20 protein-coding genes are annotated in these 20,094 nt (G+C 67.0%); 14 read left to right on the plus strand and 6 right to left on the minus strand.

Features of this window, described 5'->3' with window-relative positions:
* Positions 1–116 precede the first annotated feature (116 nt).
* Positions 117–791 (plus strand): thiamine diphosphokinase, encoded by a 675-nt coding sequence (locus ACFFU4_RS01700; protein WP_377066407.1) that lies wholly within the window; start codon positions 117–119, stop codon positions 789–791.
* A complete protein-coding gene (locus ACFFU4_RS01705) occupies positions 788–2,419 on the plus strand; it encodes an MFS transporter (RefSeq protein WP_377066409.1) in 1,632 nt (543 codons plus the stop codon). Before ACFFU4_RS01700 ends, ACFFU4_RS01705 begins: the two co-directional genes overlap by 4 nt.
* A gap of 302 nt (positions 2,420–2,721) precedes the next feature.
* Here ACFFU4_RS01705 and ACFFU4_RS01710 read toward each other — a convergent pair whose 3' ends face one another.
* From ACFFU4_RS01710 to ACFFU4_RS01720, 3 genes are read right to left on the minus strand one after another with little or no spacing between them, the layout of a single operon-like run.
* Positions 2,722–4,056 carry an MATE family efflux transporter gene (locus ACFFU4_RS01710; RefSeq protein WP_377066411.1) on the minus strand — a complete coding sequence of 445 codons (1,335 nt, stop codon included), beginning with the start codon at positions 4,054–4,056 and terminating at the stop codon, positions 2,722–2,724.
* Positions 4,049–4,558: a PaaI family thioesterase gene (locus ACFFU4_RS01715; protein ID WP_377066413.1), complete on the minus strand. Its 510-nt coding sequence runs from the start codon at positions 4,556–4,558 to the stop codon at positions 4,049–4,051. The genes ACFFU4_RS01710 and ACFFU4_RS01715 overlap by 8 nt, the downstream gene beginning before the upstream one ends.
* Positions 4,558–4,974 carry a PaaI family thioesterase gene (locus tag ACFFU4_RS01720; protein WP_377066415.1) on the minus strand — a complete coding sequence of 139 codons (417 nt, stop codon included), beginning with the start codon at positions 4,972–4,974 and terminating at the stop codon, positions 4,558–4,560. The genes ACFFU4_RS01715 and ACFFU4_RS01720 overlap by 1 nt, the downstream gene beginning before the upstream one ends.
* Before the next feature lie 122 nt (positions 4,975–5,096).
* On the opposite strand from ACFFU4_RS01720, the gene ACFFU4_RS01725 reads away from it, so the two are divergent.
* The 9 genes from ACFFU4_RS01725 (at position 5,097) to ACFFU4_RS01765 (ending at position 14,807) form a co-directional block, all read left to right on the plus strand.
* Positions 5,097–6,242, plus strand: coding sequence for a putative manganese transporter (locus tag ACFFU4_RS01725; RefSeq protein WP_377066417.1), 1,146 nt, complete (start codon positions 5,097–5,099; stop codon positions 6,240–6,242).
* Between the two features lie 61 nt (positions 6,243–6,303).
* Positions 6,304–6,672, plus strand: a complete 369-nt coding sequence (locus tag ACFFU4_RS01730; protein ID WP_377066419.1) for a MerR family transcriptional regulator — start codon at positions 6,304–6,306, stop codon at positions 6,670–6,672.
* Between the two features lie 161 nt (positions 6,673–6,833).
* On the plus strand, positions 6,834–7,235 hold the full coding sequence (locus tag ACFFU4_RS01735) for a MerR family transcriptional regulator (protein ID WP_377066421.1): 402 nt from the start codon (positions 6,834–6,836) through the stop codon (positions 7,233–7,235).
* A gap of 38 nt (positions 7,236–7,273) precedes the next feature.
* Positions 7,274–9,052, plus strand: coding sequence for an acyl-CoA dehydrogenase C-terminal domain-containing protein (locus ACFFU4_RS01740; protein ID WP_377066423.1), 1,779 nt, complete (start codon positions 7,274–7,276; stop codon positions 9,050–9,052).
* Between the two features lie 42 nt (positions 9,053–9,094).
* Complete coding sequence (locus tag ACFFU4_RS01745; protein WP_377066425.1) at positions 9,095–9,307, plus strand: hypothetical protein; 213 nt, start codon at positions 9,095–9,097, stop codon at positions 9,305–9,307.
* A 25-nt stretch (positions 9,308–9,332) separates the two neighbouring features.
* Positions 9,333–10,466 (plus strand): acyl-CoA dehydrogenase family protein, encoded by a 1,134-nt coding sequence (locus ACFFU4_RS01750; protein WP_377066427.1) that lies wholly within the window; start codon positions 9,333–9,335, stop codon positions 10,464–10,466.
* A 268-nt stretch (positions 10,467–10,734) separates the two neighbouring features.
* A complete protein-coding gene (locus ACFFU4_RS01755) occupies positions 10,735–11,370 on the plus strand; it encodes a glutathione S-transferase family protein (protein ID WP_377066429.1) in 636 nt (211 codons plus the stop codon).
* A 14-nt stretch (positions 11,371–11,384) separates the two neighbouring features.
* On the plus strand, positions 11,385–12,596 hold the full coding sequence (locus ACFFU4_RS01760; protein WP_377066431.1) for an acetyl-CoA C-acetyltransferase: 1,212 nt from the start codon (positions 11,385–11,387) through the stop codon (positions 12,594–12,596).
* A gap of 15 nt (positions 12,597–12,611) precedes the next feature.
* On the plus strand, positions 12,612–14,807 hold the full coding sequence (locus tag ACFFU4_RS01765; protein WP_377066433.1) for a 3-hydroxyacyl-CoA dehydrogenase NAD-binding domain-containing protein: 2,196 nt from the start codon (positions 12,612–12,614) through the stop codon (positions 14,805–14,807).
* 42 nt (positions 14,808–14,849) lie between these two features.
* Here ACFFU4_RS01765 and ACFFU4_RS01770 read toward each other — a convergent pair whose 3' ends face one another.
* Positions 14,850–15,506, minus strand: a complete 657-nt coding sequence (locus ACFFU4_RS01770) for a hypothetical protein (protein WP_377066435.1) — start codon at positions 15,504–15,506, stop codon at positions 14,850–14,852.
* Positions 15,507–15,670: 164 nt separating this feature from the next.
* The gene (locus ACFFU4_RS01775) at positions 15,671–16,321 is read right to left on the minus strand and encodes a carbonic anhydrase (protein ID WP_377066437.1); all 651 of its coding nucleotides are present in this window, start codon (positions 16,319–16,321) and stop codon (positions 15,671–15,673) included.
* Between the two features lie 141 nt (positions 16,322–16,462).
* On the opposite strand from ACFFU4_RS01775, the gene ACFFU4_RS01780 reads away from it, so the two are divergent.
* From ACFFU4_RS01780 to ACFFU4_RS01790, 3 genes are all read left to right on the plus strand, one after another.
* Positions 16,463–16,855 (plus strand): hypothetical protein, encoded by a 393-nt coding sequence (locus tag ACFFU4_RS01780; RefSeq protein WP_377066439.1) that lies wholly within the window; start codon positions 16,463–16,465, stop codon positions 16,853–16,855.
* Between the two features lie 76 nt (positions 16,856–16,931).
* A complete protein-coding gene (locus ACFFU4_RS01785; protein ID WP_377066441.1) occupies positions 16,932–18,311 on the plus strand; it encodes a leucyl aminopeptidase family protein in 1,380 nt (459 codons plus the stop codon).
* Complete coding sequence (locus tag ACFFU4_RS01790) at positions 18,308–19,099, plus strand: C40 family peptidase (RefSeq protein WP_377066443.1); 792 nt, start codon at positions 18,308–18,310, stop codon at positions 19,097–19,099. Before ACFFU4_RS01785 ends, ACFFU4_RS01790 begins: the two co-directional genes overlap by 4 nt.
* Here ACFFU4_RS01790 and ACFFU4_RS01795 read toward each other — a convergent pair.
* Positions 19,083–19,994: a DMT family transporter gene (locus ACFFU4_RS01795; RefSeq protein WP_377066445.1), complete on the minus strand. Its 912-nt coding sequence runs from the start codon at positions 19,992–19,994 to the stop codon at positions 19,083–19,085. The genes ACFFU4_RS01790 and ACFFU4_RS01795 overlap by 17 nt on opposite strands.
* Between the last annotated feature and the right edge of the window lie 100 nt (positions 19,995–20,094).

Consider the following 20,094-nt stretch of genomic DNA (forward strand, 5'->3'; position numbering starts at 1 on the left):
GTGTTTACCATACCATCCGCGACCAAAGCCGCCCGATTCTTCGATCTTTACTGTATCATTTCATGGCCCGATTGTGTCATCGCGGATATTAAGGCAACGATAACGGCGGCTGGGAAATGATTGTTCGCGAAAATGAGGCAATCACGCTGATCGGCGGGGCGGGCGTGGCGCAGGGCGATCTCGAGGCCGCGCTGCGCCTCGCACCGCTGGTGGTGGCCGCCGATGGCGGCGCGGATACCGCGCTCGCGAACGGGCTCGCGCCGCGCGCGGTGATCGGCGATTTCGACAGCATCAGCGCCGCCGCCCGTGCCCGCCTGGCGGATGACATCCTGCACGCGCTCGACGATCAGGACAGCACCGATTTCGAGAAGTGTCTCGCCCACATCGAGGCACCGCTCATCATCGGGCTGGGCTTTACCGGCGACCGGCTCGACCACCAGATGGCCGCCTGCAACGCGCTGGTGCGCCACGCGGATCGGCGCTGCGTGCTGCTGGGGGCGCATGACCTGATGTTTCTCTGCCCGCCGGTGCTCGACCTCGCGCTGGAGCCGGGCTGCCGGGTGTCGCTGTTTCCCATGGGCGCGGTCGAGGGCGCGTCCGACGGGCTGGAATGGCCCATCGGCGGACTCAATTTCGCCCCGGACGGGCGCATCGGCACCTCGAACCGCACGGTTGGGCCGCTGAACCTGTCGGTTACCGCGCCCAAGATGCTGATCACCCTGCCCGCACGCACGCTCGACACGGTGGCCCGCGCGCTCGGCACCTGCACCGCGACATGGAGCACCGAATGAGCGCCGCGCCGGGCAAGGGCTGGATCGACGCGGTGGTATTCGACCTCGCGCGGCAGATGCGTTGGACCTTCCTGCCGCCGCTGATGGTCTATTTCGCCGCCGGGTTCTCGGGGCTGACGGCGATCGTCGGCACCTTCTTCGTCAAGGAGTATCTCGACCTGTCGGCGGCCTATCTTGCCGGGCTGGCGTTCTGGGCGGGGCTGCCCTGGGCGCTCAAGATGCCGCTGGGGCACCTGGTGGACATCATCTGGCGGTGGAAATGGCTGCTGGTCTATCTCGGGGCAGGGTTGATCGGGCTGTCGGTGCTGATCATGTACCTGCTGCTCACGCAGACCGGGATGATGACCGCGATCATGCCCATGGCGGCATGGTATATCCTGTCCTACCTGCTCGCGCCGTCGGGCCTCGTGATCCAGGACGTGGTGGCCGACGCCATGTCGGTCGAGGCGGTGCCGCGCATCGACGCCGACGGTCGCGAGATCGGGGTGGACGAGTCGCGCGCACTGCACACCACCATGCAGACGCTGGGCCGGTTTGCCCTCATTCTCGGGACGGTGGCGGTGGCGGCGCTCAACATCACCATGTTCTCGGGCATCGAGGCGCTGGACGCCGAGGGCAAGCGTCAGGTCTACGCCACGATCTATCTCAGCGCGCTGGCGATCCCGCTGGTCTCGGTCTCGGGCGTGGTGCTGGCGGGGGTGCAGAAATGGCGCGCGCGGCGGGGCCTCATTCGCGGTGGGCTCGACCCGGCAGAGGCCGACGCGCTCTTCGAGCGGCCGGGCGAGGACACCAAACCCAACCCGTGGTATTTCATCGGCGGTGCCGGGTTCGTGGCCATCTCGCTCACCGTCGGCCTGAGCGAGATCGCCTACGGGCAGGAGATCATCTTCGCGGGCTCGCTGGCGATCGTGCTGCTCCTGATGCGCCAGCTTGTCGCCGTTCTGCCGGTCGCGCAGGCGCGCACGCTGATCGGCACGGCGCTCATCATCTTCATCTTCCGCGCGGTGCCCCGGCCCGGCGACGGCTACACCTGGTTTTCCATCGACGAGTTGGGGTTCGACCAGCAATTCCTGTCGATCCTGTCGCTCATCACCTCGCTGCTGACGCTCGCGGGCATGGTGATCCTGCGCCCGCTCATGGCCAACAATTCCATCGTCTATATCGTGGTGTTGCTGACGCTCGCGGGGGGGCTTCTGTCGCTGCCCAATATCGGGCTCTATTACGGCGTGCAGGAGGTGACGTCGGCGCTCACCGGCGGCGTCGTGGACGCGCGCTTCATCGCCATTCTCGACACGGCGCTCGAATCGCCGCTGGGCCAGATCGCGATGATCCCGATGCTGGCGTGGATCGCGCGCAACGCGCCCGACGATCTCAAGGCCACGTTCTTCGCGGTGATGGCGTCGTTCACCAATCTGGCGCTGTCGGCGGGCTCGCTGCTGACCAGGTATCTCAACCAGGTCTTCGTCGTCACCCGCGAGGTGACCGACCCCGCGACCGGTGCCGTCACCACGCCCGCCGATTACAGCCAGCTTGGCCTCCTGCTCATCGTGGTGAGCACGATCACCGTCGCCGCGCCACTTCTCGCGGTGGCGCTGGTACAGCGCTCACGGCTCAGGAGCGTGGACTGAGCGGGGAGGGCGCTGTCCGGTGGGGGCGGCTGCTGGCCTGTACCTGCCATTCGCCTCCCTGGCCCCGGCGCGGAATCAAGGCCGAAGGCCGCCGCGCCATCGCATGTACGCCCCGTCGCACCGGAGGTGCGCCGGTATACGCGGCACGCCTTCGGCGTGACGGACAGGCGATATGGCTCAGCCAGCGCGCCGATCGCATGTTTTGCGGATATGGATGGATAAAGTGCACTGAAAAGACCGTCGGATCGCCTGCCCGCGGACATGCGATGGCGCGGCTCACTGCAGCGTCCGCTCAAGGCCCGTCACGGCGCAGCCGGTCCCGCCCCCACCCCGCGCTCCAGCGCCGGGTAGCGCAGCCCGAGCGTGACCCCGCGCGCCACGAAGCTGAACAGCAGCGCCAACCACAGCCCGTGATTGCCCGAAGCCGGCACCAGAACCGCCACCGCCAGCCCGTAGAGCAGCAGGCTCAGCGCCATCATGTTGCGCATGTCCCGCGTTCGTGTTGCGCCAATGAACACCCCGTCGAGCATGAAGGGGGCCAGCCCCAGCAGCGGCGCTGCCACCGCGTAGGGCAGGAACACCCGCGCCTCGGCGCGCACCTCCGGGGCGGTGGTCATCAGGTCGATCACCGCGCCGCCCGACAGCGCATAGACCGACGCGATACCGACGCAAACACCAAGCGCCCAAAGGCTCGTCAGCAGCGCCCCCCGCCGCAGCACCGCGAGGCGGCGCGCCCCGTATGCCTGCCCGACGATCGCCTCGGCGGCAAAGGCGAACCCGTCGAGCGCATGCGCGGTGACGTTGAGAAACTGCATCAGCACCTGATTGGCCGCCAGCGTCACGTCGCCGAACCCGGCGCCGAGGAACAGGAACGACACGAACACCGCCTGCAACATCAGCGACCGCAGCAGGATATCGCCGTTGACCGCTGCCATCACCCGCAGCCGCACCGGATCGAAGACCCGCGGCCAGTCGCGCCAGGCGGGCACGCCAAAGGCATCGCGGCAGAACCAAAGACCAAGGCCCAGCCCGCCCCATTCGGCGATCACCGTGGCGCGTGCGACGCCCTCCACCCCCCAGCCGAGCCCGAGCACGAACCACAGGTCGAGGGCCACATTCACCCCGTTCATCAGCACCTGAATGGCCAGCACCGCGCGCGTGCGCTCCTGCGCGATGAGCCAGCCGGTCATGCCAAAGATCGCGATCATCGCCGGGGCCGACCAGACGCGGATCGCCATGTAATCGCGCGCCAGCCCCTCTACCTCGTCGCTCGCCGGGGCGAGGAGGAAGGCCCCGGCGAAAAGCGGCACCTGCACCGCGATCACCGCCGCGCCCCCGGCAAGCCCGACCATCAGCGCGCGCGTCAGAAGTGCTGCCACCTCGCCCGCCTGCCCGGCCCCGGCGGCCTGGCTCGTGAGGCCCGTGGTCCCCATCCGCAGAAAGCCGAACACCCAGTAGATCGCGGTCAGGATCACCGCGCCCAGTCCCACCGCCCCGATCGGTGCGGCCAGCCCCAACTGTCCGACCACGCCGGTATCCACCGCGCCGAGGATCGGCACCGTGGCGTTGGAGATCACGATCGGCAGCGCGATCTTCAGGACGCGGGCATGACTGACCGCGCGGGTGGTCTCACTCATCGCGGCGCGGCATCAGGAAATGCCCCGTCGCCTGCGCGAAGGGGCGGCTGCGATTGTCCTGCCACGCCTCCACCCGGACCGAGGCATAGCGCCGCCCCGAGCGGTTGACCTGCGCGCGCGCATAGGCATCGCGCGGCAGGCCCGAGCGCAGGTAATCGACAGTGAAATCAATGGTCTTTGGCAGCCGCGGCAGGTGGCCACCGGTCAGTGTCTCGGGATCGACCGCGCCGCTCTCGATCTCTTCCCACAGCATCGACCAACTGAGCCCGATGATCGCCGTGATTTCCAGAAACGCCGCCGTCGCGCCGCCGTGCAGCGCCGGCAGGAGCGGGTTGCCGATGAGCTTTTCGTCGAATGGCATCACCGAGGTCAGCTCGTCCCCGCGCCGTTCGAATTCAACGCCGAGGAACCGGATATAGGGCACGCCGTCCACCAGCGCCTTCAATGCGGCGTCGCGGCGTTGCTTGACCACCTGCACCGGTTCGGGTCGGGGCCGCGCCATCATCCGCCCTCCACGGTGAAGGTGCCGGTGGCGGTGGCCACGGGGCGTTCCGCGTCGTCATCCATCGCCCGCGCGCGCACAAAGGCCACCGAGCGGGTGACGTGATAACACTCCGCCTCGGCACGGATCGCCTGCCCCGGCACGGCGGGGCGCATGTAGTCGATGCGCAGATCAATCGTCGCGGTGCCGCCGGGCGAGGCGGGATGGCTCATCGCCGCCGCCCCGCAGCAGGTATCCATCAGCGCCGACACCGCGCCGCCGTGAATCACCCCTGTCTCGGGGTCGCCGACGAGGCGCGCGGCGTAATCCATTTCGATTCGTGCCCTGCCCTTGCCCATCGACACGAGGCGCATGCCCAGCGCCCGCGCATGCGGCAGCGCCTCCATGAAATCGCGGGCAGGGTCGGTGTCGCTCATCGTGCCTCTCTGCGGTGGTGCGGGCCGCATCGCGCCGCGCCGCCCGTTATTCGGTCTTGACGGGGCTGCTTCAACCCCCTATTTCCGCAATTGATAATTATTCGCAACAAAAGGACCGTGAAATGAGCATGGACAGCGCCGCCTGCGACTCCGCCCCAACGGCCCGGTTCGGGCAGCCGCTGCGCCCCAAGCGACTTCTCGTGGCGCTGGTATTGCTGGCCTTCGCGCTGATGCCGGGGACGTTCGGCGCGGTCACGCGCGAGATGATGGTGGATGCCTATGTGCAGGTCTCGGCCTTCGTCGCCGCGACGCTGCTGCTGTTCTATGGATCCGAGCGGCTGTTCCGGTTCAACATCGGCACGGCGCTCAACGCGGCGCGCGGGGCGCAGGTGCCGCTGGCCGCGCTGATGGGGGCGACACCGGGCTGCGGCGGGGCCGTCGTCGTGGTGGCCGCCTACAGTTCCGGGAACGTGAGCTTCGGTGCCGTGGTGGCGACCCTGACCGCAACGATGGGCGACGCGGCCTTCCTGCTGATCGCGACGCGGCCCGAGGTCGCCGCGGTGGTCCTGCCGATGTCCTTTGCCGTGGGGATCATGTCGGGCTGGCTCATCGATGGGCTGCGGCTCGCCCCGATCACTGCGCGCCGCGCGGAAACCGGGGATCTCGTCCCCCTCATCGGACGGCTTCGGCGTCGCGATCTGGCGTTCCTGGCGGTCGCGGTGCCGGGCCTCGTCATGGGGATCACGCAGCTCACGGGAGCCGAGATCGGTGCCGTCTTTGGCGCGAGCACGGTTGCCACCGTGGGGCTCGCCGGTACGGCCGTCGGTCTCGCCATCTGGGCCACCTCGTCGCTGACGGCGATGACCAACAGCGCCGACACGCCGGTCACGCGCATGGCCGAGGAGACCTCGTTCATCTCGGTCTGGGTGATCGGCGCCTATCTGGCCTATGAGTATCTCGCCGCCTTTGGCGGGCTCGACCTCGAGGCGATGTTCGCCACGGTCGCGCCGCTCTTGCCGCTGATCGGTGTGCTCATCGGATTCGTACCCGGCTGTGGGCCGCAGGTGTTGGTGACGACGCTCTACATCAACGGGTTGATCCCGTTCTCTGCGCTCGTGGGCAACGCCATCTCCAACGACGGCGACGCGCTGTTCCCGGCCATCGCGATCGACCCGCGTGCGGCGGTGCTGGCGACGGCCTATTCCGCGGTACCCGCCCTGATCGTGGCCTACGGCTTCTTCTTCTTCGCCCCGGGTTTTCTCAACTGACGACGGCATTGACGCGGCGCGCAACAGGCATAAGCTCGGACCCGCAACAGGGAGCGAGCGAATGATCCAGACGCGACTCGGCTTCAAGGAGATGTGCGCGAAGTTCGACGTGACGCCGCGCACCCTGCGGTATTACGAATATATCGAGCTGTTGCAGCCCGAGCGCGAGGGGCGTGCGCGCTGGTACGGTCCGCGCGAATGCGCGCGCATGACCCTGATCCTGCGGGGGCGGAAATTCGGCTTCGCGCTCGAGGAGATCCGGCAATGGCTGCTCGTTTACGAAAAGGAAGGTACCGAGGCGCAGATGCGCCAGTGGATCGACCTGGCCGACCGCCAGCTTGCCGAACTGGCCGAACAGCGCCGCCAGATCGACGAGGCGATGGACGAACTCCGCACGCTACGCGACGAGACAGCAGCCAGCCTCGGGTGACCGGGCGCTAAGAAAATTACCCTGCCGAACGCCTGACCTTGCCTTATCTTACGTCAACTTCAAAGTGACGTGACGTAGCGATTACGTAAAGCCGCACGCTTGTTGTAACGGTGGGACCGGACGCGCAGATTGTCACCAGGCGATCCGCAAGAGGCCCCGCGATGACCGATGACGTTATGACAATCCGGCAGATGTGCGACGCGTATCATGTGACGCCGCGCACCCTGCGCTTCTACGAATCCAAGGAGTTGCTCTCGCCCGTCCGGCAGGGCCAGCGGCGGCTCTTTACCCGGCGCGACCGTGCCCGGCTCAAGCTCATCCTGCGCGGCAAGCGTTTCGGCTTCAGCCTCGAGGATCTGCGCAAGCTGCTCGACCTCTACGACCGGGGCGACCAGCAGCACGGCCAGATCGCCGCCGCCTACGAGGTCGCCCGCGAACGGCTCGCCGACATGGAGCGTCAGCGCGCCGATCTAGACGCCGCCATCGCCGACCTGCGCGAACAGATGACATGGGGCGAGCGCATGCTCGCCTCGCTCAAGGACAACCACGACGCCGCCGGGTGATACCGGCAAGGGCGATTCATTGAGGGAGACCCAACCAGATGCCAAGCTACACCGCACCGACCCGCGACATGCAGTTCATCCTGCATGACGTGCTCGACGTGTCAGAGCAGGACATCCCCGGCTACGCCGAGCTTGACCGCGATTTCACCAGCGCGGTCCTCGAAGAGGCGGGCAAGATTTCCTCGGAAGTGCTGTCACCGCTCAACCCGGTGGGCGATACCGAAGGCTGCGTTCTGGAAAACGGCGTGGTCCGGACGCCCACGGGCTTCAAGGCGGCGTTTGACCAGGTGTGCGAGGGCGGCTGGACCGCGCTCGACCTGCCCGAGGAATATGGCGGGCAGGACATGCCCTACATCCTCGGCACGGCGGTGGCCGAGATGTTCTCGGCGGCCAATCAGGCCTTCACCATGTATCAGGGCCTCACCCATGCTGCAGCCTCGGCGATCCTCGCCCATGGTACCGACCAGCAGAAAGAGACCTACCTGTCAAAGATGGCCGCCTGCGAGTGGACCGGCACCATGAACCTGACCGAGCCGCATTGCGGCACCGATCTGGGCATGATGCGCACCCGGGCCGAGCCGCAGGATGATGGCAGCTTCAAGATCACCGGGCAGAAGATCTTCATCTCGTCGGGCGAGCATGACATGGCCGACAACATCATTCACCTGGTGCTGGCCAGGATCCCCGGCGGGCCCGAAGGGATCAAGGGCGTGTCGCTCTTCATCGTGCCGAAATTCATGGTGAAGGAGGATGGCAGCCTCGGCGACCGCAACGGCGTTTCCTGCGGCAAGATCGAAGAAAAGATGGGCATCCACGGCAATTCCACCTGCGTGATGAACTATGACGGTGCCACGGGCTACCTGCTTGGGCAGGAGCACAAGGGCATGCGCGCCATGTTCACCATGATGAACGAGGCCCGGATCGGCGCCGGGATGCAGGGGCTGGCACAGGCCGAAATCGCCTACCAGAACGCACTGACCTACGCCAGGGACCGGCTTCAGGGCCGCGACGTGACCGGGGCCAAGAACCCCGACGGCCCCGCCGACCCGCTGATCGTGCATCCCGATATCCGCCGCTCGCTGATGGATCAGAAATCGTTCATCGAGGGCGCGCGCGCCTTCATGCTCTGGGGCGCGGAACTCGTCGACCGCTCGCATCGCGGCAATGACGCCGCCGCCGAGGGGCTCATTTCGCTAATGACGCCGGTGATCAAGGGGTTCCTCACCGACGAGGGCTACGACATGACCGTGCTGGCGCAGCAGGTCTATGGCGGGCACGGCTATATCGAGGAATGGGGCATGTCGCAGTTCACCCGCGACGCCCGCATCGCCATGATCTACGAGGGCGCGAACGGCGTGCAGGCGCTCGATCTGGTCGGGCGCAAGCTGGCGCAGGACAGCGGGAAACATGTCATGGCATTCTTCGAGGTGGTCAAGACTTTCCTCAAGGAGAACGAGGGCGACGAGGCGCTGAAAAAGGACTTCCTCGACCCGCTCAAGGCGGCGTCCAAGGACCTTCAGGCGGCCGCCACCTTCTTCATGCAGAACGGCATGAAGACCCCCAACGCGGCGCTTGCCGGGTCCTACGACTTCATGCACCTGTTCGGCCATGTCTGCCTTGGCCTGATGTGGGCGCGGATGGCCAGGGCGGCGCATGCCGCGCTGGAGGCGGGCACCCCGGACGAGGCGTTTTACAAGACCAAGCTGGCCACGGGGCGCTTCTACATGAAGCGTCGCCTGCCCGCGACTGCCCTGCATCTGGCGCGCATCGAGAGCGGTGCGGAGCCGGTGATGGCGCTCGACGCCGAGGCGTTCTGAAACAGGGTGGGTTGGCACCCACCCCGCGCGGAGGAGGGACAGATGCCGAAACGCTTTCGCCTGACGCGCCGCTTCAACGCGGCGATGACCGAGGACGGCTACCGCCGGCTGCGCCGCTTCGCGGCCGAGGCGGGGCTCGACGAGGGCGAGGCGCTGTCCTTCCTCTTCGAGAATTTCGACAGCGTGATCGACGAGGATGCCTTCGCGCACCGGTTGCGCATCTTCAATTCGGAGCTTGAGGCGCGCAAACGCTGACCATTCAGGGACGGGAGGCCCGGCGATGACATGGATGACGGACGAGCACCGGATGCTCGGCGAGATGACGGCGAAATTCATCAATGATGAATGGCGTCCGCATTACGAGCGCTGGCGCAAGGCGGGCATCATGGACCGCGAAACCTGGCAGCAGGCGGGCGAATTGGGCCTTCTGTGCCCCTCGATCCCCGAGGAATACGGCGGCGCGGGCGGCGATTTCGGGCACGAGGCGGTGATCTGCCTCGAGCAGAGCCGCGCCAATCTGGCAAGCTGGGGCAACCCGATCCATTCCGGCATCGTGGCGCATTACATCCTTGCCTATGGCTCCGACGAGCAAAAGCGTAAATGGCTGCCGAAAATGGTCTCGGGCGAGATGGTCGGCGCATTGGCCATGACCGAACCCGCCGCCGGATCGGACGTGCAGGGGATCAAGACCCGCGCGGTGCGCGACGGCAACGCCTGGCGTCTCTCGGGGCAAAAGACGTTCATTACCAACGGACAGCACGCCGACCTGATCATCGTCGCCGCCAAGACCGACCCCAAGGAGGGGGCCAAGGGCACCTCGCTCGTCGTGGTCGAGACCGAGGGCGCCACCGGCTTTGCGCGCGGGCGCAACCTTGAAAAGGTCGGGCTGCACGCGGGCGATACCTCGGAATTGTTCTTCGACAATGTGGAAATCCCGCCCGAAAACATCCTTGGCGGCGAGGAGGGGCGCGGCTTTTACCAGATGATGGAGCAACTGCCGCAGGAACGCCTCATCATCGCCTGCGGCGCGCAGGGCGCGATGGAGGGCGCGGTCGAGCGCACGATTTCATATTGCAAGGAGCGCCAGGCCTTTGGCGGCCCGATCCTGCAATTCCAGAACACCCGATTCAAGCTGGCCGAATGCCAGACCAGGACCGCCGTCTGCCGGGCCTTCATGGATGAATGCATTGCCGAGCACATGCGCGGTGAGCTGAGCGTCGAAAAGGCCGCGATGGCGAAATACTGGCTGACCGATGCGCAGGGCGAGGTGCTGGACGAGTGCCTGCAACTGCATGGCGGCTATGGCTACATGCAGGAATACGACATCGCCGAAATGTGGGCCGATGCCCGCGTGCAGCGCATCTATGGCGGCACCAACGAGATCATGAAAGAGCTGATCGCGAGGGCGCTGTGATGGTCCGGGCGGTGGCACATATGGCACATGCCGGATGCCTCCGGCGGGGATATTTGGGGCAAGATGAAGGGGCAGAGGTCCACCCTGCCGCGCGCGCGGGCCAATTGGCATCAGGCGCTGCGACAGGGCTTCACCTTGCACGTCCATCGGCTTCCCAGCCTGTGACGCCATGCCATCAAAGCGCATTAAACCTAATCAATGATGAACAGCCCCCTGCTTCATCTTGCCAAAAATATCCAAATCCAACACCGCAACCGGGAGCCGCACCATGACCATCAAACTCCACTGCTTCGGCGAGAGCGGCAATGCCTACAAGGCGGCGCTGGCGCTGGAGCTTTCCGATCTCGACTGGGAGCCTGTGTTCGTTGATTTCTTCGGCGGTGAGACGCGCGGCGAGGCGTTTCGTCAACTCAACGTAATGGGCGAGGTGCCGGTGCTGGTGGACGGCGACACGACCTTGACGCAATCGGGCGTCATGCAGATGTACATCTCTGAGAAGACAGGCAAATTCGGCGGTGAGACGCCGGAGGAGGCGCGCGAGGTGATGCGCTGGATGTTCTGGGACAATCACAAGCTGAGCTCTCAGGCCGGGATGACACGGTTCCTGATCAACTTCCTGCCCGAGGAGAAGCGCCCGGCGGAGGTGATCGGCTTCATGCAGGGGCGACTCAAGGCCGCCTATACCGCGCTCGACGCTCATCTGGCGGGCCGTGACTGGATCGTGGGCGACGCCCCCACCAATGCCGATCTGAGCTGCTGCGGCTATCTCTTCTACCCCGAGCCCTTCGGCTTCGACCGCAATGACTGGTCTGAGATCGACCGTTGGCTCTCGAATATCGAGGGCCTGCCCGGCTGGAAACACCCTTATGCGCTGATGCCCGGCAATCCGTCGGACCGGCAATGACACAGGAGATAAACATGACAGATGCCTATATCTATGACGCGGTGCGCTCGCCCCGCGGCAAGGGCCGTAAGGATGGTGCACTGCACGAGGTGACAAGTGCGCGGCTCTCGGCGCAGATGCTCAATGCGCTCAAGGAGCGCAGCGGGCTTGAGGGTCATGCCGTCGAGGATGTGATCTGGGGCAACGCCACGCAGGTGATGGAACAGGGCGGGTGCCTTGCGCGCACCGCCGTGCTGGCCTCGGATCTGGACGAGCGGATTCCGGGCCTGTCGATCAACCGCTTCTGCGCGAGTGGCATGGAGGCCGTGAACCTCGCCGCCAATCAGGTGCGCGCCGGCGCGGGCGACGGCTATATCGCGGGCGGGGTCGAGATGATGGGCCGTGTCGCTATGGGCAGCGACGGGGCGGCGATTGCGGTCGATCCCAGCATCGCCATGGACAGCTATTTCGTGCCGCAGGGGATTTCAGCGGATATCATCGCCACCGAATACGGGTTCAGCCGCGATGATGCCGACGCGCTCGCCGTGGAATCGCAGCGCCGCGCCGCCGCCGCCTGGGAGGACCGCCGCTTTGACCGCTCGATCGTCGAGATCAAGGATCAGAACGGCCTCTCGATCCTTGATCGTGACGAATACATGCGCCCCGGCACCGACATGCAATCGCTCGGATCCTTGAAGCCCAGTTTCAAGGATATGGGCGAGGTGATGCCGGGCTTCGACGCCGTGGCCAAGCTGAAATACCCGCACCTTGAGGCGATCAACCACATCCACCATGCCGGTAACTCCTCGGGTATCGTGGACGGCGCAGCGGGTGTGCTCGTGGGCAGCAAGGCGTTCGGCGAAAAATGGGGGCTCACCCCCCGCGCCCGCATCCGCCAGACCACCAAGATCGGCACCGATCCAACGATCATGCTGACCGGCCCGGTGCCCGCCACCGAAAAGGCGCTGACAGACAGCGGCATGGCAATCTCGGATATCGACCTCTTCGAGGTGAACGAGGCGTTTTCCGCCGTCGTCCTGCGCTTCATGCAGGCGTTCGACGTCGATCACTCACGCCTCAACGTCAATGGCGGGGCGATTGCCATGGGCCATCCGCTCGGGGCCTCGGGGGCGATCATCATCGGCACGCTTCTCGATGAGCTGGAGCGCAGCGGCAAGGGTGTGGGCCTTGCCACGCTCTGCGTCGCCTCCGGCATGGGTGCTGCCACCATCATCGAACGCGTGTAAGGGGAGAGAGCGACAATGACCGATTTCACCATGAAAAAGGGCGCCGACGGCGTCGCGATCATCACCTGGGACGTGCCCGGCAAGTCCATGAACGTGATGAACCAACAGGGCTTTCTCGACCTTGAGGCGCTGATTGACGACGCGCTCGCGGATGATGCCGTCAAGGGTGTGATCCTGACCTCCGGCAAGGAGGGGTCTTTCGCCGGGGGCATGGATCTCAACATCATCGCCAAGATGCGCGACGACGCGGGCGATGAGCCTGCCAAGGGGCTCTTCGAGGGCGTGATGGGCATGCACGCCATCCTGCGCAAGATCGAGCGCGCGGGCATGGACGACAAGAACAAGGGCGGCAAACCGATTGCCGCCGCCCTGCCCGGTACGGCGCTTGGCATCGGGCTGGAAATCCCGCTGGCCTGTCACCGGATCTTTGCCGCCGACAACGCATCGGCCAAGATCGGCCTGCCGGAGATCATGGTCGGCATCTTTCCCGGCGCGGGCGGCACCACGCGGCTGGTCCGCAAACTCGGCGCGATGTCGGCCTCGCCGCTCCTGCTCGAGGGCAAGCTGAACGACCCGAAAAAGGCCAAATCCGCCGGGGTGGTGGACGAGGTCGTGCCCGCCGATCAACTGATCGAGAAGGCGCGCGAATGGGTGCTGTCCGGCCCGAGTATCGTCAAGCCGTGGGACGAGAAGGGTTACAAGATGCCCGGCGGCGCGCCCTATCATCCGGCGGGCTTCATGACATTCGTGGGCGCGTCGGCCATGGTCAACGGCAAGACCCAAGGCGCGTTCCCGGCCGCCAAGGCGCTGTTGTCCGCCGTCTACGAGGGGGCGCTTGTGCCGTTCGATACGGCGCTGAAGATCGAGGCGCGCTGGTTCACCCATGTCCTGATGGACCCGAGTTCCAGCGCCATGATCCGCTCGCTCTTCATCAACAAGGAAGCCCTGGAGAAAGGCGCCAACCGCCCCGATGTGCCGGATCAGAGGGTGAAAAAGGTCGGTGTCATGGGCGCGGGCATGATGGGCGCGGGCATCGCGCTTGTCTCGGCCATGGCGGGGATGCAGGTGGTCCTCATTGACCAGAAACAGGAGGCCGCCGACAAGGGCAAAGCCTACACCGTCGATTACATGGACAAGGGCATCAAGCGCGGCAAGGCGACCGAAGAGAAAAAGCAGGCCGCGCTCGATCTCATCACCGCCACCACCGAGTATTCGGCGCTCAAGGGCTGTGACCTGATCATCGAGGCGGTGTTCGAAGACCCTGCCGTCAAGGCCGAGGCCACGAAAAAGGCGCTGGCCGAGGCGGGCGAGGATTGCATCTTCGCCACCAACACCTCGACCCTGCCGATCACGGAACTGGCCAAGGCGTCCGACAGCCCTGAGAATTTCATCGGCATCCACTTCTTCTCGCCCGTCGAGAAGATGATGCTGGTCGAGATCATCAAGGGGCAGCAGACCGGGCCGCGCGCCGTCGCCAAGGCGCTCGATTACGTGCGGCAAATCCGCAAGACGCCCATCGTGGTGAATGACGCGCGGTTCTTTTATGCCAACCGCTGCATCATCCCCTATATCAACGAGGGTATCCGCATGGTGGCCGAGGGTGTGGCCCCCGCGCTGATCGACAACGCGGCGCGGCAGTTGGGCTTTCCGGTCGGGCCGCTGCAACTGGTCGATGAGACCTCGATTGATCTGGGGGCCAAGATCGCGCGGGCGACCAAATCGGCGATGGGCGACGACTATCCCGACGAGGCCGTCGACGAGGTCATCTTCTGGATGGAAGGCGAAGGACGGCTTGGCCGCAAGGCCAATGCCGGGTTCTTCGACTATGACGACAAGGGCAAGCGTCTGGGGTATTGGGAGGGCCTCGCCACCAAATACCCGCGCGCCGAGGATCAACCGGACCTCATCGAGGTGCAGCACCGCCTGATGTTCGCGCAGGTGCTCGAAGCGGTGCGCGCGCTGGAGGAAGGCGTGCTCGAGGACATCCGCGAAGGCGACGTGGGCGCGATCCTCGCCTGGGGCTTTGCGCCCTGGTCGGGCGGGCCGTTCTCCTGGCTCGACATCATCGGCACGCCCTATGCCGCCGAGCGCTGCAACCAACTGACCGAGAAGTTCGGGCCCCGCTTCACCACACCCGCGCTGCTGCGCGAGATGGCCGACAAGGGACAGGGGTTCTACGCCCGCTTCGGGCAAGAGGCACAGGCAGCCTGAGCCACATGGCCCGGCGCCGTGCCTGTCGGGTGCGGCGCCGGATCAGCGGGGCGCCGAAGCGCGCGGGGCTTCGTGGTCGCGGCTCTCCTGCGCGGCGAGGAACGCGTCGGCCTCTTCGGCATCGAGATGGCGGATCTTGCGCCCGCCGATCACCGAGCGCAAGCCGTCATCCACGGCAGTGGGGTCTAGCACGCGCATGGATGGTGGGCACTGGATCCACGCTCCACCAGCGACAAGCACGTATTCCTCGGCGGCAAAGATCGGCCGGATCAAACCTGCGCCCTTGGGTGGGTCCGCAGGCGTGATGCCGCGAAAGCCGGTCAGATCACCCGCCCGGATGGTGACATGCCCCGTCCCGAGATGCGGGCGCAGGCCGGGATCGTGCATCAGCACGCGCATATCTTGTTGCAGCAGGAACGCCTCGCGATTGCCCAACGCGTGCGGCGGCACCGCGAGCGGGTGCACCACCGCGGGGCAATCCACCGGGTCGAGCCAGATGCTTTCGCGCGTCACCTCTTCGGGCTTCATCCGCCCTTTCGGGAACACGTGCAGGTGATCGTGGCGGTCGATCTGCTCCGCCCGCCGCCAGCCGCCGCGCACGCGCAGCGCCGTGCCCTCGACAAGGCCGGAGGCCCCGCAGCGCGCGCATCCGGCCTCGGTCAGTCGTCGAGTGCACACATGATGGGAAAACGGGAACACGACGCGATCCTCTCGATCGTTCTACATGCCCCCATAACGCGAACTATACGCGCATAACTTTCGGAAAACAAGAAATTGCTGCGCCACGCATGGCCTGCCCGGCGCAAGATCGGGCTTGCGCCCCCGCGCAAGCCCGGTCTCTGCCGCCCCCGGCGAAGCGCCCGTCAAAGCTGCGAGAAGCTGCCCCGCACCGCGTCATACTGTTCCAGCGCGCCCGAGCCGATATCGTGCCACAGCCCGTGCAGCGACAGCGCGCCCGCCGCCACCCGCCCGGACACGAAGGGAAAGCTCATCAGGTTCTCCAGCGACACCACAACCGTCTGCCGCTCCAGCGCCGAGAGCTGCGCCGCCGTATCGCTCTCGTCCTTCACCCGCTCAAAACCCGGGCGCAGGATCTCCAGCCAGCGACCGACAAAGCTGGTCTTTTCCTCAAGTTCGGGCGCCTGGCCCGAGCACATCTGCTGACACCCCTTGGCACCGCCGCAGGCGGAATGGCCGATCACCAGGATATGCGCCACCCTCAGCGCGCTCACCGCGTATTCCACCGCCGCCGAGGTTCCGTGCTGCCCGCCATCGGTCTCGAAGGGCGGCACGAGGTTGGCGATATTGCGATGGATGAAGAACTCGCCCTGGTCGGCCCCGAAGATCGAGGTGACGTGGACGCGGCTGTCGCAGCACGAGATCACCATTGCGCGCGGGTGCTGCCCCTGCTCGGCAAGGTGGCGATACCACGCCTGATTCTCGGCATAGCCGGTGGCGCGCCATCCGTGGTAGCGCTGCACCAGGTAGGACGGCAGGGGGCGCGCATGATCCATGATCGTCTCCACATCGGCGGGTTCTGCTCCGATTAAACGGTATTTTCGCAGAATTCGAGAGAGAATTGCCGCGCCCGGCAACCATTTGGGAACCGTTACGCGCCATCCTGCACCCGTCCGTGGGGGCGCGGGAAAACGACAGTGGGTGACACAGTGGAACAGGTGACGGCCTTGCAACCGGCAGAGCGGGTGCGTCTCGATGCCGACCGGCTCGAAGCGCTTTACATGCAACTCGGCACGCGCGGGGCAGAGGACGTGGTCTGCCGCGCGCTCGAGGAAATCGCCGCGCGGCTCGCCCGCGCCGAGCGCGACTACCGCGCCGCGCGCTTCGCCGACATGCGCAAGCGCTGCCGCGGCCTTGTCGGCATGGCCGAGGAGGTCGGCATGCCGCTCATGGCGCGGGTGGCGCGCGACGTGACCGGCTGCATCGACGCGGGTGACGGCACCGCGCTCGGCGCCACATTCGCGCGCCTTCTGCGCACCGCCGAACGCTCGCTCTGCGAGATATGGGACATGCAGGACGGCGCATTCTGAGCCTTCCGTGACAGGGGCTTGCAGGCGGCGCGATCCCCGCTAGGCTATGCCCAAAGACCTGTCCCGGAGAGCACCGATGCCCCTCACCTTTGCCGATCCCGGCACCCCCGCCATCCCGCTGCACGTCGTCGCCGAGGACGGCCTCGAGGCATGGCTCGCGGCGCAGCCGGAGGCGACCGCAAGCTGGCTGCGCGCCACCGGCTTCACCGCCGCGCTCGGGCAGGCCGCGCCGGTGCCCGACGGCGCGGGCGGCGTCGGCCTCGCGGTGGCGGGCTACGGCACCGGGGCGAGCCGCGCGCGGGGCCGCTTTCACCTCGCTGGCGCGGCGGCCACCCTGCCCGAGGGCACCTACCGCATCGAGGGGCTGCCGCCCGAGGCGGCGGAGGTCGAGGCGCTCGGCTGGCTGCTGTCGCACTACGCCTTCGACCGCTACCGCGCACAGAACGCCGCCAAGGCGCGCCTCGCCGCCCCCGCGGGCGTCGAGGCCGCCCGGCTCGAGGTGATCGCCGCGGGCGAGGCGCTCACCCGCGACCTCGTCAACACCCCCGCCGCCGACCTTGGGCCCGACGCGCTGGAAACCGCCTGCACCGATCTCGCCGCCCGCTTCGGTGCCCGCGCCGAGGTGATCCGCGGCGGCGACCTGATTGCGCGGAACTTGCCGATGATCCACGCCGTCGGGCGCGCCGCCGCGCAGGCCCCGCGCCTCATCGACATGGCGTGGGGCGACGCGGGGCCCGCGCTCACCCTCGTCGGCAAGGGCGTGTGCTTCGACACCGGCGGGCTCAACCTCAAGCCCGGCAGCAGCATGGGCCTGATGAAGAAGGACATGGGCGGTGCCGCCACGGTGCTGGGCCTTGCCCACATGATCATGGCGCTCGGCCTGCCCCTGCGCCTGCGGGTACTGATCCCGGTGGTCGAGAATGCGGTCAGCGCCACGGCTTTTCGCCCCGGCGACATCCTGACCGCGCGCAACGGCCTCACGGTCGAGGTGAACAACACCGATGCCGAGGGGCGGCTGGTGCTGGCCGACGCGCTGGCCCTGGCCGCCGAGGGAACGCCCGACCTGATCATCTCGATGGCCACGCTCACCGGCGCGGCGCGGGTCGCCGTCGGCCCCGATCTCGCGCCCTACTACACCGACGATTCGCACCTCGCCACCGCGCTCGACGCCGCCGCCGCCCGCGTCGCCGATCCGGTCTGGCGGATGCCGTTTCACGCCCCCTACGAGGCGATGATCGAGCCGGGCATCGCCGATCTCGACAATGCGCCCTCGGGCGGCATGGCGGGCTCGATCACCGCCGCGCTGTTCCTGCGCCGCTTTGCGGGCGGCCTGCCCTACACCCATTTCGACATCTACGCTTGGCAGCCCAAGCCTGCCTCCGCGCGGCCCAAGGGCGGCGTCGGCATGGGCGCGCGGGCGCTGCTCGAGGCGCTGCCCGAGGTGCTGGGGCTGTGACCGGGACGCGCCTCATAGGCTGGCCGCTGGTCGATCTCAGCCGCGCGCCGAACGGCCCGCGCGACCGGCAACTCCTGATGGGCGAGGCGGTGGATCTGACCGACGCGCCCGCCCCCCCGTCATCCTCGGGCCTGACCCGGGGATCTCCCCCCGGCTGGCTCCGGGTGCGCGCCCGGCGCGACGGCTATCCCGGCTTCGTCCCCGAGGCCGCGCTCACCCCTGACACGCCGGTGACGCACCGGGTTTGCGCGCGCGCCACCCACCTCTACCCCGCTCCTGATTTCAAGACACAAGAGCGCGCGATGCTCAGCCTCGGTGCGCGGTTGCTGGTGCGGGGCGCGGCGGACCGCTTTGCCGAGACGCCGCACGGCTTCGTCCCGCGCGCCCATCTCGCCCCGCTGGATGTGCCCGAGACCGATCCCGTCGCCGTGGCCGGGCGGCTCATCGGCACGCCCTACCTGTGGGGCGGCAATTCCGCGCTTGGCATCGACTGTTCGGGGCTGGTGCAGGTGGCCTGCCTCGCCTGCGGCATCCCCTGCCCCGGCGACAGCGCCGAGCAACAGGCCGCATTGGGCGCGCCGCTCCCCGAGGACGCCACGCTCGGGCGCGGCGATCTCCTTTTCTGGCGCGGCCACGTCGGCTGGGTCGCGGACCCCGGCACGCTGCTCCACGCCAACGCCCATCACATGGCGGTGGCATACGAGCCGCTGCACGACGCCATCGCCCGCATCGAGGCGCAGGGCGACGGCCCGGTGACCGCGCGCAAGCGGCTCAGGGCTGCGGGGTAGGCCGTCGTTCCAGGTGCCGCTCGCGCAGGAACACGAAGAGGCCAGAGGCCACGATCAGCACGATCCCCGCCACCGCCAGCCCGTCGGGCAGATCGCCGAAGATGTAGAAGCCCAGCACCGTCGCGCTGACGATCTCCAGGTATTGCAGCGGCGCCAGCAGCGACGCAGGGGCCAGCGATAGCGCGAAGCTCAGGCAGACATGGCTCAGCGTCGCCACCACCCCCAGCGCCACCAGCAGGCGCAGCATCTCCGGCGCGGGCCAGCTTGCGTCGAGCGGCGCAAAGCCGCTGCCGTGGAACGCCCAGAGCAGCGGCACGGCCAGCGCCAGCGCGGCCAACCCGGTATAGACCTGCAACGTGATCGGGTGCATCCGCGTCGCCATCCGCCGCGTCAGGATCATGTAAAAGGCGAAACACAGCGCCGTCACCAACGGCAGGAACGCCACCGCGCCCACCTCCCGGAACGAGGGCTGGATGATGAGCAAAGCCCCCGCGAACCCGACGCCGCAAGCGATGTAGCGGCGCGGGCCGATCGGCTCGCCCAGCAGCAGGCCGCCCAGCAGCGTCAGGATGAACGGTTCGACGAAAAAGATGGCGATGGCATCGGCGATCGGCATGAAGCGCAGCGCGCTGAAGAAGAATGCGGTGGCCACCAGCAGAAGTGCCCCGCGCAGCAGGTGCAGCCCGACCTCGCCCCGCCCCGGACAGTGCAGCCAGCCAAACGCCAGCGCCACGGGCAGGAGCAGCCCCGACTGGAACAGGAATCGCGTCGCCGCCACCAGACCCACCGCGACCGCGCCGCCGATCAGCTTGGCAAAACTGTCCTGCAACGGGGCCAGCACGCAGAACCCGATCATCAGAAGGATGCCCAGTGACATCCGGCGCGCATTGTCCATGATCCGCTCCCCCGCTCGTTTGCACCACCTTCCTCAAAAGCGGTGGCTTGTCAAAGCGGGGCGATACAACGCCAGCGCCGCCTTGCGATGCCCGTGTCGC

Source organism: Roseovarius ramblicola (assembly GCF_042430665.1).
Classification (GTDB): domain Bacteria; phylum Pseudomonadota; class Alphaproteobacteria; order Rhodobacterales; family Rhodobacteraceae; genus Roseovarius; species Roseovarius ramblicola.

Coding starts and splice junctions, on each gene's coding strand:
- ACFFU4_RS01700 (WP_377066407.1), top strand. CDS start 117: ATGATTGTTCGCGAAAATGAGGCAATCACGCTGATCGGCGGGGCGGGC.
- ACFFU4_RS01705 (WP_377066409.1), top strand. CDS start 788: ATGAGCGCCGCGCCGGGCAAGGGCTGGATCGACGCGGTGGTATTCGAC.
- ACFFU4_RS01710 (WP_377066411.1), bottom strand. CDS start 4,056: ATGAGTGAGACCACCCGCGCGGTCAGTCATGCCCGCGTCCTGAAGATC.
- ACFFU4_RS01715 (WP_377066413.1), bottom strand. CDS start 4,558: ATGGCGCGGCCCCGACCCGAACCGGTGCAGGTGGTCAAGCAACGCCGC.
- ACFFU4_RS01720 (WP_377066415.1), bottom strand. CDS start 4,974: ATGAGCGACACCGACCCTGCCCGCGATTTCATGGAGGCGCTGCCGCAT.
- ACFFU4_RS01725 (WP_377066417.1), top strand. CDS start 5,097: ATGAGCATGGACAGCGCCGCCTGCGACTCCGCCCCAACGGCCCGGTTC.
- ACFFU4_RS01730 (WP_377066419.1), top strand. CDS start 6,304: ATGATCCAGACGCGACTCGGCTTCAAGGAGATGTGCGCGAAGTTCGAC.
- ACFFU4_RS01735 (WP_377066421.1), top strand. CDS start 6,834: ATGACCGATGACGTTATGACAATCCGGCAGATGTGCGACGCGTATCAT.
- ACFFU4_RS01740 (WP_377066423.1), top strand. CDS start 7,274: ATGCCAAGCTACACCGCACCGACCCGCGACATGCAGTTCATCCTGCAT.
- ACFFU4_RS01745 (WP_377066425.1), top strand. CDS start 9,095: ATGCCGAAACGCTTTCGCCTGACGCGCCGCTTCAACGCGGCGATGACC.
- ACFFU4_RS01750 (WP_377066427.1), top strand. CDS start 9,333: ATGACATGGATGACGGACGAGCACCGGATGCTCGGCGAGATGACGGCG.
- ACFFU4_RS01755 (WP_377066429.1), top strand. CDS start 10,735: ATGACCATCAAACTCCACTGCTTCGGCGAGAGCGGCAATGCCTACAAG.
- ACFFU4_RS01760 (WP_377066431.1), top strand. CDS start 11,385: ATGACAGATGCCTATATCTATGACGCGGTGCGCTCGCCCCGCGGCAAG.
- ACFFU4_RS01765 (WP_377066433.1), top strand. CDS start 12,612: ATGACCGATTTCACCATGAAAAAGGGCGCCGACGGCGTCGCGATCATC.
- ACFFU4_RS01775 (WP_377066437.1), bottom strand. CDS start 16,321: ATGGATCATGCGCGCCCCCTGCCGTCCTACCTGGTGCAGCGCTACCAC.
- ACFFU4_RS01785 (WP_377066441.1), top strand. CDS start 16,932: ATGCCCCTCACCTTTGCCGATCCCGGCACCCCCGCCATCCCGCTGCAC.
- ACFFU4_RS01795 (WP_377066445.1), bottom strand. CDS start 19,994: ATGGACAATGCGCGCCGGATGTCACTGGGCATCCTTCTGATGATCGGG.